General features: G+C 35.8%; 22 protein-coding genes. 8 read left to right on the top strand and 14 right to left on the bottom strand.

What is annotated here, in order from left to right; all coding sequences use genetic code 11:
- Positions 1-19: 19 nt before the first annotated feature.
- Positions 20-1,777: an aspartate--tRNA ligase gene (aspS, locus tag QWY88_RS02475; protein WP_304544155.1), complete on the top strand. Its 1,758-nt coding sequence runs from the start codon at positions 20-22 to the stop codon at positions 1,775-1,777.
- Positions 1,777-2,346, top strand: a complete 570-nt coding sequence (locus tag QWY88_RS02470; protein WP_304543707.1) for an adenylate kinase — start codon at positions 1,777-1,779, stop codon at positions 2,344-2,346. The genes aspS and QWY88_RS02470 overlap by 1 nt, the downstream gene beginning before the upstream one ends.
- Here the strand turns inward: QWY88_RS02470 and QWY88_RS02465 are convergent.
- The 3 genes from QWY88_RS02465 to QWY88_RS02455 form a co-directional block, all read right to left on the bottom strand.
- Positions 2,327-3,163 (bottom strand): patatin-like phospholipase family protein, encoded by an 837-nt coding sequence (locus QWY88_RS02465; RefSeq protein WP_304543705.1) that lies wholly within the window; start codon positions 3,161-3,163, stop codon positions 2,327-2,329. The genes QWY88_RS02470 and QWY88_RS02465 overlap by 20 nt on opposite strands.
- 8 nt (positions 3,164-3,171) lie before the next feature.
- Positions 3,172-3,822 carry an adenylate kinase gene (adk, locus tag QWY88_RS02460; protein ID WP_304543703.1) on the bottom strand — a complete coding sequence of 217 codons (651 nt, stop codon included), beginning with the start codon at positions 3,820-3,822 and terminating at the stop codon, positions 3,172-3,174.
- Between the two features lie 66 nt (positions 3,823-3,888).
- On the bottom strand, positions 3,889-4,164 hold the full coding sequence (locus tag QWY88_RS02455) for a hypothetical protein (RefSeq protein ID WP_304543701.1): 276 nt from the start codon (positions 4,162-4,164) through the stop codon (positions 3,889-3,891).
- 113 nt (positions 4,165-4,277) lie between these two features.
- On the opposite strand from QWY88_RS02455, the gene QWY88_RS02450 reads away from it, so the two are divergent.
- From QWY88_RS02450 to QWY88_RS02435, 4 genes are all read left to right on the top strand, one after another.
- Entirely contained in the window at positions 4,278-4,874 is a 597-nt protein-coding gene (locus QWY88_RS02450; RefSeq protein ID WP_304543698.1) for a DUF2238 domain-containing protein, read from the top strand.
- A 26-nt stretch (positions 4,875-4,900) separates the two neighbouring features.
- Complete coding sequence (locus QWY88_RS02445; RefSeq protein WP_304543695.1) at positions 4,901-5,632, top strand: competence/damage-inducible protein A; 732 nt, start codon at positions 4,901-4,903, stop codon at positions 5,630-5,632.
- A gap of 187 nt (positions 5,633-5,819) precedes the next feature.
- Positions 5,820-6,443: a DUF6166 domain-containing protein gene (locus QWY88_RS02440; protein WP_304543692.1), complete on the top strand. Its 624-nt coding sequence runs from the start codon at positions 5,820-5,822 to the stop codon at positions 6,441-6,443.
- An 11-nt stretch (positions 6,444-6,454) separates the two neighbouring features.
- Positions 6,455-6,646: a hypothetical protein gene (locus tag QWY88_RS02435; RefSeq protein ID WP_304543691.1), complete on the top strand. Its 192-nt coding sequence runs from the start codon at positions 6,455-6,457 to the stop codon at positions 6,644-6,646.
- Between the two features lie 18 nt (positions 6,647-6,664).
- Here the strand turns inward: QWY88_RS02435 and QWY88_RS02430 are convergent, their stop codons facing one another.
- Positions 6,665-7,036, bottom strand: coding sequence for a YkvA family protein (locus QWY88_RS02430; RefSeq protein ID WP_304543689.1), 372 nt, complete (start codon positions 7,034-7,036; stop codon positions 6,665-6,667).
- A 16-nt stretch (positions 7,037-7,052) separates the two neighbouring features.
- Complete coding sequence (locus QWY88_RS02425) at positions 7,053-7,559, bottom strand: ankyrin repeat domain-containing protein (protein WP_304543686.1); 507 nt, start codon at positions 7,557-7,559, stop codon at positions 7,053-7,055.
- Between the two features lie 77 nt (positions 7,560-7,636).
- On the opposite strand from QWY88_RS02425, the gene QWY88_RS02420 reads away from it, so the two are divergent.
- Together QWY88_RS02420 and QWY88_RS02415 are read left to right on the top strand one after the other, a co-directional pair.
- Positions 7,637-8,836 (top strand): tetrahydrodipicolinate N-succinyltransferase N-terminal domain-containing protein, encoded by a 1,200-nt coding sequence (locus QWY88_RS02420; protein ID WP_304543684.1) that lies wholly within the window; start codon positions 7,637-7,639, stop codon positions 8,834-8,836.
- Between the two features lie 63 nt (positions 8,837-8,899).
- A complete protein-coding gene (locus QWY88_RS02415; RefSeq protein ID WP_304543682.1) occupies positions 8,900-9,208 on the top strand; it encodes a flagellar basal body rod C-terminal domain-containing protein in 309 nt (102 codons plus the stop codon).
- A 1-nt stretch (position 9,209) separates the two neighbouring features.
- On the opposite strand, the gene QWY88_RS02410 is transcribed toward QWY88_RS02415, so the two are convergent.
- The 9 genes from QWY88_RS02410 to QWY88_RS02370 all read right to left on the bottom strand — a co-directional run bounded on the left by QWY88_RS02410 (position 9,210) and on the right by QWY88_RS02370 (position 15,103).
- Positions 9,210-10,535 (bottom strand): SH3 domain-containing C40 family peptidase, encoded by a 1,326-nt coding sequence (locus QWY88_RS02410; RefSeq protein WP_304543681.1) that lies wholly within the window; start codon positions 10,533-10,535, stop codon positions 9,210-9,212.
- Positions 10,536-10,545: 10 nt separating this feature from the next.
- Positions 10,546-11,202, bottom strand: a complete 657-nt coding sequence (locus QWY88_RS02405) for a LexA family transcriptional regulator (protein ID WP_304543680.1) — start codon at positions 11,200-11,202, stop codon at positions 10,546-10,548.
- Positions 11,203-11,498: 296 nt separating this feature from the next.
- A complete protein-coding gene (locus QWY88_RS02400; RefSeq protein ID WP_304543678.1) occupies positions 11,499-11,624 on the bottom strand; it encodes a hypothetical protein in 126 nt (41 codons plus the stop codon).
- Between the two features lie 3 nt (positions 11,625-11,627).
- Positions 11,628-12,098 carry a tRNA (cytidine(34)-2'-O)-methyltransferase gene (locus QWY88_RS02395; RefSeq protein ID WP_304543676.1) on the bottom strand — a complete coding sequence of 157 codons (471 nt, stop codon included), beginning with the start codon at positions 12,096-12,098 and terminating at the stop codon, positions 11,628-11,630.
- Positions 12,098-12,931 carry a formyltetrahydrofolate deformylase gene (gene purU / locus QWY88_RS02390; protein ID WP_304543674.1) on the bottom strand — a complete coding sequence of 278 codons (834 nt, stop codon included), beginning with the start codon at positions 12,929-12,931 and terminating at the stop codon, positions 12,098-12,100. Before purU ends, QWY88_RS02395 begins: the two co-directional genes overlap by 1 nt.
- 1 nt (position 12,932) lies before the next feature.
- Positions 12,933-13,283 (bottom strand): CiaD-like domain-containing protein, encoded by a 351-nt coding sequence (locus QWY88_RS02385; protein WP_304543672.1) that lies wholly within the window; start codon positions 13,281-13,283, stop codon positions 12,933-12,935.
- A complete protein-coding gene (locus tag QWY88_RS02380; protein ID WP_193114662.1) occupies positions 13,274-13,522 on the bottom strand; it encodes a tetratricopeptide repeat protein in 249 nt (82 codons plus the stop codon). The genes QWY88_RS02385 and QWY88_RS02380 overlap by 10 nt, the downstream gene beginning before the upstream one ends.
- A gap of 7 nt (positions 13,523-13,529) precedes the next feature.
- Entirely contained in the window at positions 13,530-14,597 is a 1,068-nt protein-coding gene (gene leuB / locus QWY88_RS02375; protein WP_304543669.1) for a 3-isopropylmalate dehydrogenase, read from the bottom strand.
- The gene (locus QWY88_RS02370) at positions 14,597-15,103 is read right to left on the bottom strand and encodes a 3-isopropylmalate dehydratase small subunit (protein WP_193114660.1); all 507 of its coding nucleotides are present in this window, start codon (positions 15,101-15,103) and stop codon (positions 14,597-14,599) included. Before QWY88_RS02370 ends, leuB begins: the two co-directional genes overlap by 1 nt.
- Positions 15,104-15,148: the final 45 nt, after the last annotated feature.

Raw genomic sequence — 15,148 nt, 5'->3', positions numbered from 1 at the left:
TTTTAGATAGGACTCTATGTTGAGAACTCATTACTGTACAGATTTAAACGAAACAAATGTCGGTCAAGAGGTTACTGTTGTTGGTTGGGCAAACAGTTACCGTGACCACGGTGGTATTATATTTATAGATTTACGTGACAAGACTGGACTTATCCAGCTTACATGTGATCCAGAGGATAGCGCAGAAGCTCATAAAGTTGCTGATAGCGTAAGAGACGAGTATGTTTTAGTAGCTAAAGGTAAGGTACGTCTTCGTGGTGAAGGTTTAACAAACCCACGTCTTAAAACTGGTGCTATAGAGATAGTTGTTGATGAACTTATTATTGAAAACAAGTCAGCTCCACTTCCATTTGTGATCGGAGATAAAAAAGTTGGTGAAGAGACAACTCTTAAGTATCGTTACTTAGAATTAAGAGATCAATCTATGTATGAAGCGTTCCGTCTTCGTTCTAAAGCGGCGATCGCAGCAAGAAACATCTTAGATGAAAACGGTTTCTTAGAAGTTGAAACACCGATTCTTACAAAATCTACTCCGGAAGGTGCAAGAGATTATCTAGTACCGTCTCGTGTACACCATGGTGAATTTTATGCACTTCCACAATCACCGCAGCTTTTCAAACAGCTTCTAATGGTTGGTGGATTTGACAGATACTTCCAGATCGCTAAATGTTTCCGTGATGAAGATTTACGTGCTGATCGTCAACCTGAATTTACTCAAATAGACGTTGAGATGAGCTTCTGTGATCAAGAAGATGTTATTAAAGTTGCTGAAGACTTAATCGTTGCAATGTTCAAAGCGTGTGACATCGAAGTAAAAGCACCGTTTAACCGTATGCCACACAGTGAAGCTATGGAGAAATACGGTTCAGACAAACCGGATATGAGATATGGTCTTGAAATGGTTGACGTTATCGATATTTTCGAGAGATGTGATAATGAAATCTTTACAAACATCGCTAAAAAACCACATGTAAACCGTATTAAAGCGCTTAAAGTTCCTGGTGCTGATTTAGTATTCTCTAAACGTGAAATGAAATCATTTGAAGATTTCGTACGTAAATTCGGTGCTCAGGGTCTTGGATACTTCCAAATGAAAGAGGACGGTCTTAAAGGTCCGCTTATCAAATTCTTCAGCGAAGAGGATATTCAACTATTAATCGACAGATTAGGTATGGAAGTTGGTGACGTAGTATTCTTCGGTGCCGGTGAGAAAAAAGTTGTTTGGGACTATATGGGAAGACTAAGAATTTTCATCGCTGAACACGAAAAAATGAATCTTGTAGATCCTGATAAGTATGAATTCCTATGGGTAGTAGACTTCCCTATGTTTGAAGTTGAAGATGGACGTGTTAAAGCACTTCACCACCCATTTACAATGCCAAAAGACACTGATAAAGATGATGTTGAAGAGATTGAGTCTATCGCTTACGATATCGTACTTAACGGTGTTGAACTTGGTGGTGGTTCTATCCGTATCCATAAAGAGGAAGTACAAGCTGAGATCTTTAAACTTCTTGGTATCTCTGATGAAGAAGCAAGAGAGAAATTCGGTTTCTTACTAGATGCATTAAAATTCGGTGCACCTCCACACGGTGGTTTTGCAATCGGTTTTGACAGACTTATGATGCTTATTACTAAAAAATCATCTATTCGTGACGTTATTGCATTCCCTAAAACACAAAAAGCTTCTTGTATCTTAACTGAAGCTCCGTCTCAAGTTGACAACGATCAATTAAGAGACTTACATATCAGAATCCGCGAACAAGCTAAAGCGTAATGAAAAAACTGTTTCTAATTATCGGAGCTCCAGGCTCTGGTAAAACAACTGATGCTGAACTTATTGCAAAAAATAACGAGCAGATATCACACTACTCTACGGGAGATATGTTAAGAGCTGAAGTAGCACGTAATACTCCTAGAGGTCAAGAGATAAACAAATATATCTCTAAAGGTGAGATAGTTCCTATAAAAATCGTTATAGAAACTATCGTAAATGCTATTAAAGACTCTCAAAACGATCTTGTTATCATTGACGGATATCCTAGAAGTATTGAGCAGATGATGGAGTTAGATACATACCTGCAAAATACTCCTGATGTAAGATTGACAAGTGTGATCGAAGTTGAAGTAAGTGAAGAAACAGCTCGTGACAGGGTTTTAGGACGTGCTCGCGGTGAAGATGACAACAATGAAGTGTTTGACAACCGTATGAAAGTATACACTGAGCCTCTTGATGAGATTCGTACTTTCTACAAAGAAAAAGACTTACTAAAAGTGATTTCAGGCGAAGGAACTATAGAAGAGATAGTTTCTGAAATGGAAAGCTTTATAAAAGCGAGAATTTAGCAGATTGTGCTCCGTAATGGATCACCTCTTCTGCTTTATGAAACTCATAAAACTCACATAAATTTCCCGGTATAGAGATCGTTAAATCGGGTTCTACCTTTTCTAAATGTGCATCAGCAATTATTTTTTGCATTGTCTCTATTGAATCTTGAATAATTTGTACAGAATTTATTTTTTGACTTGCAACTTTTTTCGATTGAAAATAATCACGTATTTTTTTTACAAATTGGTTTTTATCACCGTTTGGCAGTTGAAATTCTTGGTTTATCCCCTCATCACCGCTTAGATCTACAGCAATAGTGTAAAGAGAACTGTCATTAGGTTCTACTATACCTAAAGGGTTACAAACTCCACCGTCAACAAGGATCATCTCCTCTTTCATAACAGGTGTAAAAAGTGTCGGGATTGCTACAGAAGCGCGTATAGCTTCAACGAGAGAACCTTTTGTAAAGTAGTAAGGTTGTTTTGATTTGATATCTGTTGCGATAGCAACATAAGGGATGGACAACTCTTCGATATTGGGCTTACCTATCATATCTGCTATGACATTAAAAACCTTCTCACCTTCGATGATACCACCCTTCTTGAAACTAAAGTCTACAAGTTTAAGAACATCAAGGGGATCAAGGTTTAAAACCCATTCTTCATATAGATCGAGTTTTCCTGAAGCATAAAGTCCACCTATGAGCGCACCCATAGATGAACCCGATATAAACTTTATATTGTAGCCTTGGCGTTCAAGTTCACGAATTACGCCTATATGTGCATATCCGCGTGCCCCGCCGCTACCAAGATAAAGAGCTATATCTTTTTTCATAAAAATATTTAGTTTGCTAAACCTGTTACAATAGCTTTTTCAACATCTGCGATATCTGCAGTACCGTCAACTGTGATGTATTTTATAGCTGCATTTTTGCTTGCTTGCTCTTTGTAGTAACCGATTAACGGTTCAGTTTGATCGTGGTAAACTTTAAGACGATCAAGAACTACTTCCTCTTTATCATCATCACGTTGTACAAGATCTTCACCTGTTACGTCATCTTTTCCTTCAACTTTCGGTGGATTGAAAACAACATGATATGTTCTACCACTTGCAAGGTGAGCACGACGTCCGCTCATTCTTTTTACGATCTCTTCGTCAGCTACATCAATCTCGATAACAGCATCTATAGAGATACCTGCATTAGTAACTGCATCAGCTTGTGCTAATGTACGTGGAAAACCATCTAAAAGGTAACCGTTTTTACAGTCATCTTCAGCAATTCTGTCTTTTACAAGACCGATGATGATCTCATCAGTTACAAGTTTACCTGCATCCATAGCTTCTTTAGCAAGTTTACCCATCTCAGTACCAGCTTTAATAGCTGCTCTTAACATATCTCCAGTAGAGATTTGAGGGATATTGTATTTTTTTGTAAGAAATTGAGCTTGTGTACCTTTACCGGCACCAGGAGCTCCAAGTAGTATAATTCTCATGTTTTTCGTCCTAATTTTTTTATAGTTGCAATTATATATAAATGAGTTTAAAAAAAGATATGATCGTTACTCTTCGTCATCATCTTCATAATGACTTTGTGCTTGTTGAATATCTTCGATAAGCTCTTTACACTCTTCTTCATCAATTTCACCCATATGGATCTCTTCTAATACATCTTCAAGGTCACTTTTAAATTCACGAAGCTCTTCAATCTCTTCTTTTGCTTCATCAGTCGCATCTTTTGTATCTGCAATCTCTTCAAATATCTCATCAAGTCTATCATTAATATCCGGAATTACACTTTGTGTAAGTAGCTCTTCTAGTTTTTGTGCGTATGACATATTATGCTCACTTTTGTTTGTTTTTGAAATTATACTTTTATTTCACTTAGAAAGTTACTTAGAAACATAATTGTTACTGATTTGTTTCCAAGGAAGTTTGCTATAATTGTTCTATGAATAAATATCTCTGGATACTCACCTACCTTACTGTGTTAATATGGTCTCTGATCAATCCTAAAGATCAATTTACCTGGGTACTTGAAGTCACCCCTGCCCTAATTGGCGGCTTAGTATTACTCCTTACATATAATTCTTTTCGTTTAACACCTATTTTATACTATTTAATATTAGCACACTGTATCATCTTAATGGTTGGGGGACACTATACCTATGCAGAGGTACCCTTGTTCGATACTATAAGAGATTTTTTTGGTGCGCAGAGAAACGATTATGACAAGATAGGACATATTTTTCAAGGTTTTGTCCCGGCTATGGTAGCCAGGGAGATACTGCTACGTAAAAATGTAGTGCAAAACGGGCTTTGGTTACATTTTATAGTACTCTCAATCATCCTGGCAATTAGTAGTTTTTATGAACTAGTTGAATGGTGGGTTGCATTAGCTACAGGGGAAAATGCCGAAGCCTTTTTAGGGACACAGGGGTATGTGTGGGATACACAGTCAGATATGGCCTATGCCCTTCTAGGTGGTATCCTAGCTCTTGTTACTCTTACCAAATTTCACAACAAACAGATCGATTCTTTGCAATAAAACCTCTTTTAGATTATAATTGCTCCATGAATTTTTATGCAGTTATAATTGGAACAGAGATCTTAAACGGTCGAAGAGTAGATAAACATTTCGAATTTTTAAAACAGGAACTCTCTCAGTTCGGACATGAACTGTTTGCCTCTTTGATTATTAAAGACGATGAGACATTAATCACAAACACATACAAAATGATTCAAGAAGATCCAAATGGGATTATGTTCTCTTTTGGAGGGATCGGCTCTACTCCCGATGATCTCACACGCAGTATCGCATCTAAAGTCTTTCGCGATGCACCGACACAAGCACATCAAAAGTTTTTAGCCGATATTATTGAAAGATTTGGTGATGAAGCGTATCCGCACCGTATTCACATGGCAGATCTTCCACCAAACTCTGATCTACTTTTCAATCCGGTAAATAATATGTCCGGTTTTTCACTAGATGATCGCTATTTCTTTGTACCAGGTTTTCCCTCTATGGCACACCCTATGCTAAGTGATGCGATCAAACAACATTTTTCAAATGTTCGAGAAAGATATAGAAAAACCCTCTATGCAGATACAAGTGAAAACACCCTAATTTCGGTTATGAAACAAGTTCCAAATCATATTGAACTCTCATCACTTCCCGTCTTTGTAGATAATAAACCAAATGTTGAACTTTCTTTAATCGGAGAGGAAGCAGTTGATGTCCAAAGATACTTTGAGATGTTTACACAGCTTTTAGAGGAACAAAATATAAACTATAAATTAATGTAAATCTGAGACTTACCGATATTAAAAGTATCATTAGTCAAGGAATTTTATCATGTTAGTTTGGTTATTGGTACTTTTTTTGCTATTCGCTTTCGCGTATGTTGTTTATAGAGTTGTTTTTTTATCTGATGAAGTTGAAGAACATAAGGATCATAAACATAATTATACTTTTAAAATATAAGAGAAGTAAATGGCAATAACGATGAACAATCATGTCTTTAAAGGGCATAGAACACTGCTTGGAAATAAGTTCGTCACATACGGTGAACTAGAACTTCCAACAAGGTATGAACAATACCAACAATCTAAAAATGGATTTGACTGGGGCAATCAAAGTAAAGGTGCAATGCAACTTTCCTTTTCTATACTGGCTCAGCTTAGCGATGAAAAATTAGCCGAGATGTATGCTCAACAATATACAAAAGATGTTGTAAAAAGTTTAAATACACGAGACTGGGTACTCAGTGCATCGCAAGTGTTACAATGGATCGAAAAAAATTGTACTGATTTTAAAAATTCTGATACTAAAACCAAAGAGACTAAACCTGTAAAAAAACCTATAAAAAACTTAACTAAAAAACAAACAAAACAAAAGTCAAATATTGTAAAGGACATATGTAAAGAGTTAAACATTACGCAAAAACAATTAGCTGAAATCCTTGAAGTACCGGAGGGGACAGTTTCAAGTTGGGCTGTAAAAAATGAGATCCCGCGACTTGGTAAAAAAGCAATAGAGTTTTATATTGCAAATCAAAAAAATCAAAAAATTGTAGATAGCTACAAAAACTTTATCAATCTATTACAAGAAATATAAAAGGAGTATTATTGAAACCAAAAGATGAAGTGACTCGAAGTCTGCTTATAGATAGAGAAACATGGGATGATGCCATGAAATATTCTCGTGTAAGATATAAAATGAGTCTAAGTAAAGTGATCGAATCACTTTTACAAGAGTGGCTAATCAAAGAGAAAAGAAAGCCCCTTGACAATGAAAAACAAGGAAAGTTTTTTGAGTAGTTTTATCTACTCAAACTTTTAAAAAAACAATTTATAAAGCAAAACTGCCAACACTATCCAGATAAGAACTACTACCAATGCAGCTATTTTTGAGCGAGGAAGAGATTTTAAAGTTGAGTGGTGTGCTTTTGTTTTACACTCACTCCAGATCTCTTCAGGTACCAACCTAATAGCAAGTGCTATCGCAAGCGGTAATAAAATAAAATCATCAAGATAACCTATAACGGGAATAAAATCGGGAATTAAGTCAATTGGGCTAAGTGCATATGAGACTACAATAATTATAATTATCTTTGCCAAAAGCGGGACATCTTTATGATGATATGCCAGATACAGTGCATAAAGATAGTGCTTTAAACTCTTAGCCCACTTCTTAATTTGTGCGAACACATTTTTCCCTTATTTATTACCTTGCGTAGTTAGTATTTTTCGGTGAGTTCTCATCATATTCCAGAACTTCTAAAACAGATTTTTTATTCATCTTACGCGCAAAATCAGCTGCCGTAAATCCTTTAGAATCTTTAGCATTTTGATCGACACCGTTTTGTACCAATATTTTTGCTATTTCTGCCCTTCCGTAACACGCAGCAGCCATCAACGGTGTAAAACCGCTTCTTCTGTTTGTCTGGTTTACATCTCGACCTTTTTCGATCAGATAATTCACCATCTCTTTGTTGTCGTAAGTGATAGCTATATCAAATACACTTACACCCTCATCGTCAAAGTCAAACGGGTCTGCTCCAAATTCGATCAAAAGCATGAGCGTGTCAAAATCACAGTGTGCACGAATGGCACATGCAAGAACACCCTCTCCTGAATCATTTACTTCGGTGATATCACCGTCTGTTTTTAGATATTTTTTTATACCAAGATAATCGTCATTATTTAATAATTCTGTCCATTTACTATTCATGCTAAAAGTATATATCAATTCTCATTAGTAATTTTTAATTATAATTGCACCAATAAATTAATTAAGCGAGAATTCATATGGAAGTTATTGAAACAACTGATGCTTTTAAAGCATTGATAGAGAACATTAAAAAGGATACAAAGGGGTATAAAGATCCTTTGGCATTTGGTATTGCAAGAGTAGATTTAGGGCAGTTAAATCCAGACAAAGCATTACAAGCAACATATCCGGTAGTAAACTGGAATGAGAACTTCGGTAGTGCTGCAATTTTTGTTCAAGCATTAGCTGATCAAGGTCTAAGTGTAGATTTTTCTCAAAACGAGCAAGTTTTTGACATCAACTTAGATTTCTTACAATCTTGTTTAAATGCATTTACACCATACAGCGACGAAGCTTACGGTGATGCACACAAAAACATTCAAGTAGTATCTGCACTTTATAACCAAATGATCAATGACGGTTATAAAGACGGTGAATTCAAAGTATGTTTTATCTACGAAGATGCTGCTTTAGAGAGTGTTGAAGCAACTTACCTAAAACTTTATGCAATGAGTTTAGCAAAAGTAGAACTTCGTAGCATCAACTTAAACGGAGCATTTGGTGCATTACCAAACGTTGCTTGGTCAAACGGTAAACCAATCGAACTTGACTACCTAAGAGAGTTTGAGATCGAATTAAAACTTGCAGGTGAATATCCACACGTAGATTTCGTAGATAAATTCCCAAGATTCTTACAACACATCATTCCAGCTGACAATACTCGTATCTTAGATACTTCAAAAGTAAGATTTGGTGCACAGCTTGCAGCAGGTACTACTGTAATGCCTGGTGCTTCATACATCAACTTCAATGCAGGTACAACTGGTGTATCTATGGTTGAAGGACGTATCTCATCTTCTGCTATCGTTGGTGACGGTTCTGACGTTGGTGGTGGTGCTTCTATCCTTGGTGTTCTTAGCGGAACTGATGGTAACCCAATCTCTGTTGGTAAAAACTGTCTTTTAGGTGCTAACTCTGTATGTGGTATCCCATTAGGTGATGCATGTATCATCGATGCAGGTATTGCTATTTTAGAAGGAACTAAAGTTGGTATCTATCCTGAACAACTTGCAAAAATCAATGAAGTTAACTCTGGTGTAACACTTGACGGTGAAGTTTTCAAAGGGAAACAACTAGCAGGTCTAAACGGTCTTCACTTCAGACAAAACTCTCTTACTGGAGAGATTACTGCATCTCGCTCAACAAGAGAGATCAAGCTTAACGCTGATCTTCACTAATATTTTCTTGTTAGATAACTTTTATCTTCTTAGTACTATAATTGTACTAAGAAGGAGTGTATCATGAATATTTCAAATAACATCTCATCAATTCAAACAAGTCAAACACTCTTAAATACAACTGCAAATAATGTTGCAAATGTAAATACGGATGGATTTGTTCCTAGCAGTACTATAGCAACGAATGATCAAAGCGGTAGTGTGACAGCGCAAACACGTCAAGCGGACAATACTGGTTCAGAGAAAAGTCAAACAGATCTCTCTCGTGAAATTCCAAATGAGATGGTGGCACAACGCTCAACAGAAGCAAATGTTGTAGCTATCAAAGCTCAAGACGATGTAATGGGAACTCTACTCGACATCAAAGCATAACCTACTCTACAAGGTGGTTGATGCTTTGAAGTTTGCTAAGCATTGAAGCATCGGGATCAAACTCTTTAAGATTTTTTCCAACTTCTAAAGTACTAAAAACCGGTTTTGCTATTAAAAATCTTCCTTCAGTTTCATCTTTTTTCGTTTTAACACCCCAAACATTTTGAAAAATAATAGCCTGATTGTTATATGTACCGACATACAATGCAATATGCCCTTTTTTGTATACTAGTGTTTCAAAAGGGACTGCTTGTTCTTTAATAAAAATCTCTTTTTCTTCATTAGAGAGTAAATCTAGTTTCTTTACATCTCCCATAGAGCTTTGAACAGAAGAGTTTCTAGGAAGCCATAGACCAAAAGGTGCGTAAAAATCCCTAAGTGTTGAAGAGCAGTCACGTTGTCCATATATACCACCCCATCCATATCTTCCTTTTTGTAGTTCATCCATAATGGTTACAACATTATCGCTATTAAAATCGAGTAGACCTTTATGCGCTATCTCTTTAGATAGTTTTGAATGTAAAAACAGAGGTTGATTCTCTTTTGATTTAGCTACAGTGAGAACTGTATAGCTCTCTTCATCCTCATCAATCAGCGGAAGTACCATCCCTACACGAGAACCAAAAAGATAATTACCGTTTTGATCGTAAATCGTTACATTGTCTTTAGTTAAAAATACTTGCTGGGCTTTTTGCCATAAGAGAGTGTATTTTTTGTCAATAAAGACTATATCTTCTGTTTTTACCCAGCCAAAACCAAAACTGGATTCTATAAAAACCCATTTTTTATCTTTAGAATAGTGTGAAACAAATATAGGTTTGTTTGGAGCTATAGAGGTATTTTGCAAGTAATCAAACGGATACCCCTCACCTGCTTTGCTAGGATCTAAAAATACAGGCTTATCTGTGGGAAGTGCTCTGACATTAAGAAGTTTTAGGGTAAGTGCGTATCTGTTTAAAGTCGAAAATGCTTCATAGTTTGAATTTTCATCTATCGTTTGAAAAAAATTTTGTGTTATCGGTTGGAGTGTATAGCCGTAGCTATTGTTGTTATCATATACATAAGCCCACTTTGCCTGATCTTGTGTTATAGAGATCTTCTCTATATTCCAAGCCCGAAAATATTTATTTACAAACTCTTCTATGTCTCCAAGCTTTTTTTCTTGAAGAGTGGAAGTATAAAAACCTGCATTTTGAGGAATCTCTACAAGCTCTTGAACTATCTCTTTTTGTTGTGTATTATCGACCTTTTTTTCTTGAATAACTTCCACTTTTTGTGCACAGGCACTGAGTAACATCACTGCAACAACAGAATAAATATAGTTCAAAGAAAATCTCCTAGTCAACATCCCCAAAACGGCTTACAACTCGCCCAATTACTTCAATCTCTTGAGGATCTAATGTTTGTGTATTGTAAACAGAATTATCTGAAATAACATCTATTTTCCCGTCAATTCTTTTTTGAATACGTTTAATAAATAATCCTGCTTCTGTTCTTATAGTAAAGATACCGCCACGATTAATATCTGTTTTGTTTCTATTAATAAATACTATATCATTATAGCTAAAAGTTGGCTCCATAGAATCACCGCTTACGTTAATTGCTTCTATATATTGCAGTTCTCTTTCTCCGCCAAGCATGAAAACAAACTGTTGTGGGATCTCTAACGATTCCACCTCTTCAAATTCGTTATCGCTACCACCACCGGCACTTGCATTTATATCTGTGAAGTACTTAATCATATAGTTATTTGTCGGCCCCACTAAACTTTCAGGTGATTGTCCGTAAAGCAACCAGTTAATAGAGATACTTCTTCTTGCACAAAAGTCCAGTAATTCACCAAAAGGTATTTTATTACGTCTTTTCATTGTTGCAAAGTTCATTTGAGAAATTCCTATAGATTCTGCAACATCTTTATCAAAAACTTTTTTTGGAGAGAATTCTGAAGATAATATACTTTTAATCTCTTCTACTATGTCAGAAAAACTATTCATAATGACTCCTTTTTGATTTATATAGGAGTAGTATATTGAATTTTTTCAAAAAAATCAATATTTTTATGACAAATTGACATATTTTTATATTTTTATTTCTCAGTGATGTAATATTTTTTTAATTCATATCAAAAAATAGAGTAAACATGATTTCTTTCCGGCTAAACATTCAAATGTTTGCTCGTCAAGAATGTTTACACCAAAAAGGGGGTTAAAATGTCTGTAATAATAAAAAGAGCAGAAAGTTTTTTTGAGCGTTTTGAAAATAAAATGGAAGTATGGGCAGAGAAGATATTTTAAGAATCTTTCTTTTTTTTCTCTTGTTCTTCTCTTTGTTTAAATTTTGTTTTGTGGTAACCGCCAAATATAAATACCATAAAGCCGATAAAAGCTATAACCATTATAGTATCTAAAATAGTCATCTCTTAAGCCTTAGGGAAAGTGTCGTATGTTTGTCTAATAGCATCGTATAAAACGATACCTGTGCTAATAGCAAGATTTAAACTTCTTCCATCTTTTGTCATAGGGATAGTTACACATTGAGTTTTGTATTTGTTTAATATATCTTCCGGTATACCTGCTGTTTCACTACCAAAAAAGATATAATCGCCATCTTTGAATGTTGCTTCAAAATACGGCTTATCTGTTTTTGTAGTTGCAAAGTAAGCATTATCCGTAATCTCATTATTTTCAAAAAAATGCTCTAATGATTCCCAAACATGCAGATCTAACTTATCCCAGTAATCAAGTCCTGCACGACGTACCGCTTTTTCATCAATATCAAAACCTATCGGTTTAATAAGATGCAGACTTGCACCGGCATTTACACAAAGACGACCGATTGCACCTGTATTGTTTGGGATCTGTGGATGAACGAGAACTAAATTAAAACCCATTAAAAGATAACCGTTCTGTTTGCGTAGATAAAGATACGATCTTCCAACGCTAATTTTAGTGCACGAGAAAGTACCACTTTTTCAACATCTCTACCGTTTTTTTGCATATCTCTCCAACTATGTGCATGGTTTACATGAATAGTATCTTGAGCGATGATCGGCCCTTCATCAAGATTGTTATTTACAAAGTGTGCCGTTGCACCAATAATTTTTACACCACGGTCATATGCTTGTTTATATGGGTTTGCACCGATAAATGCAGGTAAGAAAGAGTGGTGAATATTGATAATCTTGTCTTCAAATTCTTCTACAAATCTTGGAGTTAAAATTCTCATATATTTTGCTAAAACAATATAGTCAACATCTTCAAAACTATTGATAGCTTCAATGATCTTAGTCTCATGCTCGGCACGCTCTAATCCCTCGTGGGAAACAGTGATATACGGAATGTCAAATTTAGAAACAAAAGGCTCTAGTAAATCGTAGTTCGATACGACACCTAAAATATTTGCCTCTAACTCCCCTGCTTCATGGCGAACCAAAATATCACCAAGTGCATGCAACTCTTTTGTTGCCATGATGACAATGTTTTTCTTTTTCGGTTCAATTACTCTAACGCTTGCAGTTTCCGGTAAAACTTCCTTAACTGCACGAGAGAGCTCTTCTTTATTTACGTCACCGTCAACAACGCTACGCATAAAAAACTTGTTGCTCTCTTTGTCAACAAATTCGCTATTTGATAAAATATTTAAATCGTAATTGAAAAAGACACTCGATACTTTATGTACCAAACCTTTTTCATCATTTGCATCTATTAAAACGCGATATTTCATTTTATATTTTATCCTTTTCTAAAACTTTTACTCTCTCGTCTATAGTTGCAAGGGTATACTCTAAAAAGTTAAGCGTCATATCTATCTTTGCTTCTATATTGGCATTGTTTGGAGCCTGAAACCCTTCAAATAAAACTAACAGTCTCTCTCTAATAGATTTTAAAAAGAATAACTCATTATCTACAACATTCATCTTCGTAGAACTTGCTTCGTTCATCTCTTTAACAGAAGTTACATTTTCTGTCGGTTCAAAGGTTCTATAAGCAGTTTCCTCTTGTTTTAGAGCATCGATAGGTGAAACTTCTTCCTCTATCTCTTCTAAAGTTGATAATATCATATCTTTTAGTTCCATGCTTTTAGTAACCACCTTTCAAACTCTTTAAACTCAACATCAGTATCCATTTTTACAAAGAACTCTTTCATTTGAGTATTTACTTTTAAAAATTTTTTTCTTACACCAGACAATCTTCTTATAGCAATTTTTGCTTCAGAATTAGAGGGATCTTTTTTGAGTATCTCTTTATAGATCTCTAAAGCTTCCTCTTTTAAACCCTGCAATTCATAGATGTTTGCTAAAGTTAATGTCTGCATTTACTATTTACTTTACTATATAGTTAGCGATGATAGAACCCATCTCTGAAGTTGAACAAACCTCTTTTGCATCAAACTGAGCAAGGTCGCCAGTTCTGTACCCTTCGCTAAGAGCTCTTTTAATCGCTGCATCAACTTTATCCGCAGCATCATTTTCACCAAGAGCGTATCTTAACATCATAGATGCAGATGCGATTGTAGCGATTGGATTTGCGATCCCTTGACCTGCAATATCTGGAGCTGAACCGTGAATCGGCTCATATACACCGATTTTTGCACCAACAGAAGCTGAAGGTAAAAGACCGATAGAACCAGAAAGCATACTTGCTTCATCAGATAAGATATCTCCGAAGATATTTCCAGTTAACATTACGTCAAACTGTTTTGGATCACGGATAAGCTGCATAGCGGCATTATCTACGTACATGTGAGAAAGTTCTACCTCTGGGTACTCTTTTGCTACCTCTTCTACAGTCTCTCTCCAAAGTTGAGAAACATCAAGTACGTTTGCTTTATCGATTGAACAAACTCTTTTTTGTCTTGTCATAGCGATTTTAAATGCTTGATGAGCGATGCGAACGATCTCATCTTTCGTGTACACCATAGTGTTCCACCCTTTGTTCTCATCACGACCTTTAGGCTCACCGAAGTAGATACCGCCGATAAGTTCGCGAACAACCATAAGATCAACACCTTTTACGATCTCAGGTTTAAGTGAAGATGCATTTGCAAGTTCATCATATACAACTGCCGGACGTAAGTTAGCATATACACCAAGCTCTTTTCTAAAACGTAAAAGACCGCTTTCCGGGCGTTTTTCACGAGGAAGGCTGTCCCATTTTTCTCCACCGATTGCACCGAAAAGTACAGCATCAGAGTTTAATGAACCAGAGATAGTTTCTTGCGGTAAAGGATCACCTGTAATATCGTAAGCAATACCACCCATTAAAAGTTCATCATATGTTAAACTAAAACCTGAACATGAAGCTACTGCATCTAAAACTTTTACAGCTTCATCTACAATCTCAGGACCGATACCGTCACCTTTGATTAGTGCTATTTTGTAAGATTTCATTATTTTCCTTCCTCAATCTCTTTTTGTGCAAAACTCATAAGTCCACCTGCATCGATTAACTCTTGCATAAACGGTGGGATTGGAGTGAAGTTATATGTTTTGTTTGTTGTTTCATTTGTAATAGTCCCTTTATCCATATCGATAGAGATCTTATCACCTTCATTAATTTCACTTGCCTCAGGTAATTCAAATATAGGAAGTCCCATATTAAAAGCATTACGATAAAAAATTCTTGCAAATGTCGGTGCAACAACTGCAGCAACTCCAGCAGCTTTTAGTGCGATTGGTGCGTGTTCACGAGAACTTCCACAACCAAAGTTTTCATCAGCTACAATAACGTCGCCAACACTCATTTTATTTACAAATTCTGGATCTGCATCTTCCATAACATGTTTTGCAAGTTCTTTCGGATCTGAAGTATTTAGATAACGCGCAGCGATAATTAAATCTGTATCGATATCTTTACCAAATCTCCAAACTTTTCCATTTATGTTTGCTTTTTGCATATAAATTCCTACTATTTTAGTTAAATAATTTCGCGATTATACCGA

The sequence above is a fragment of the Sulfurimonas sp. hsl 1-7 genome (assembly GCF_030577135.1).
GTDB classification, from domain to species: domain Bacteria; phylum Campylobacterota; class Campylobacteria; order Campylobacterales; family Sulfurimonadaceae; genus Sulfurimonas; species Sulfurimonas microaerophilus.
The sequence above is the reverse complement of the archived record's forward strand: the minus strand, read 5'-3'. Positions and strand labels throughout refer to the sequence as shown.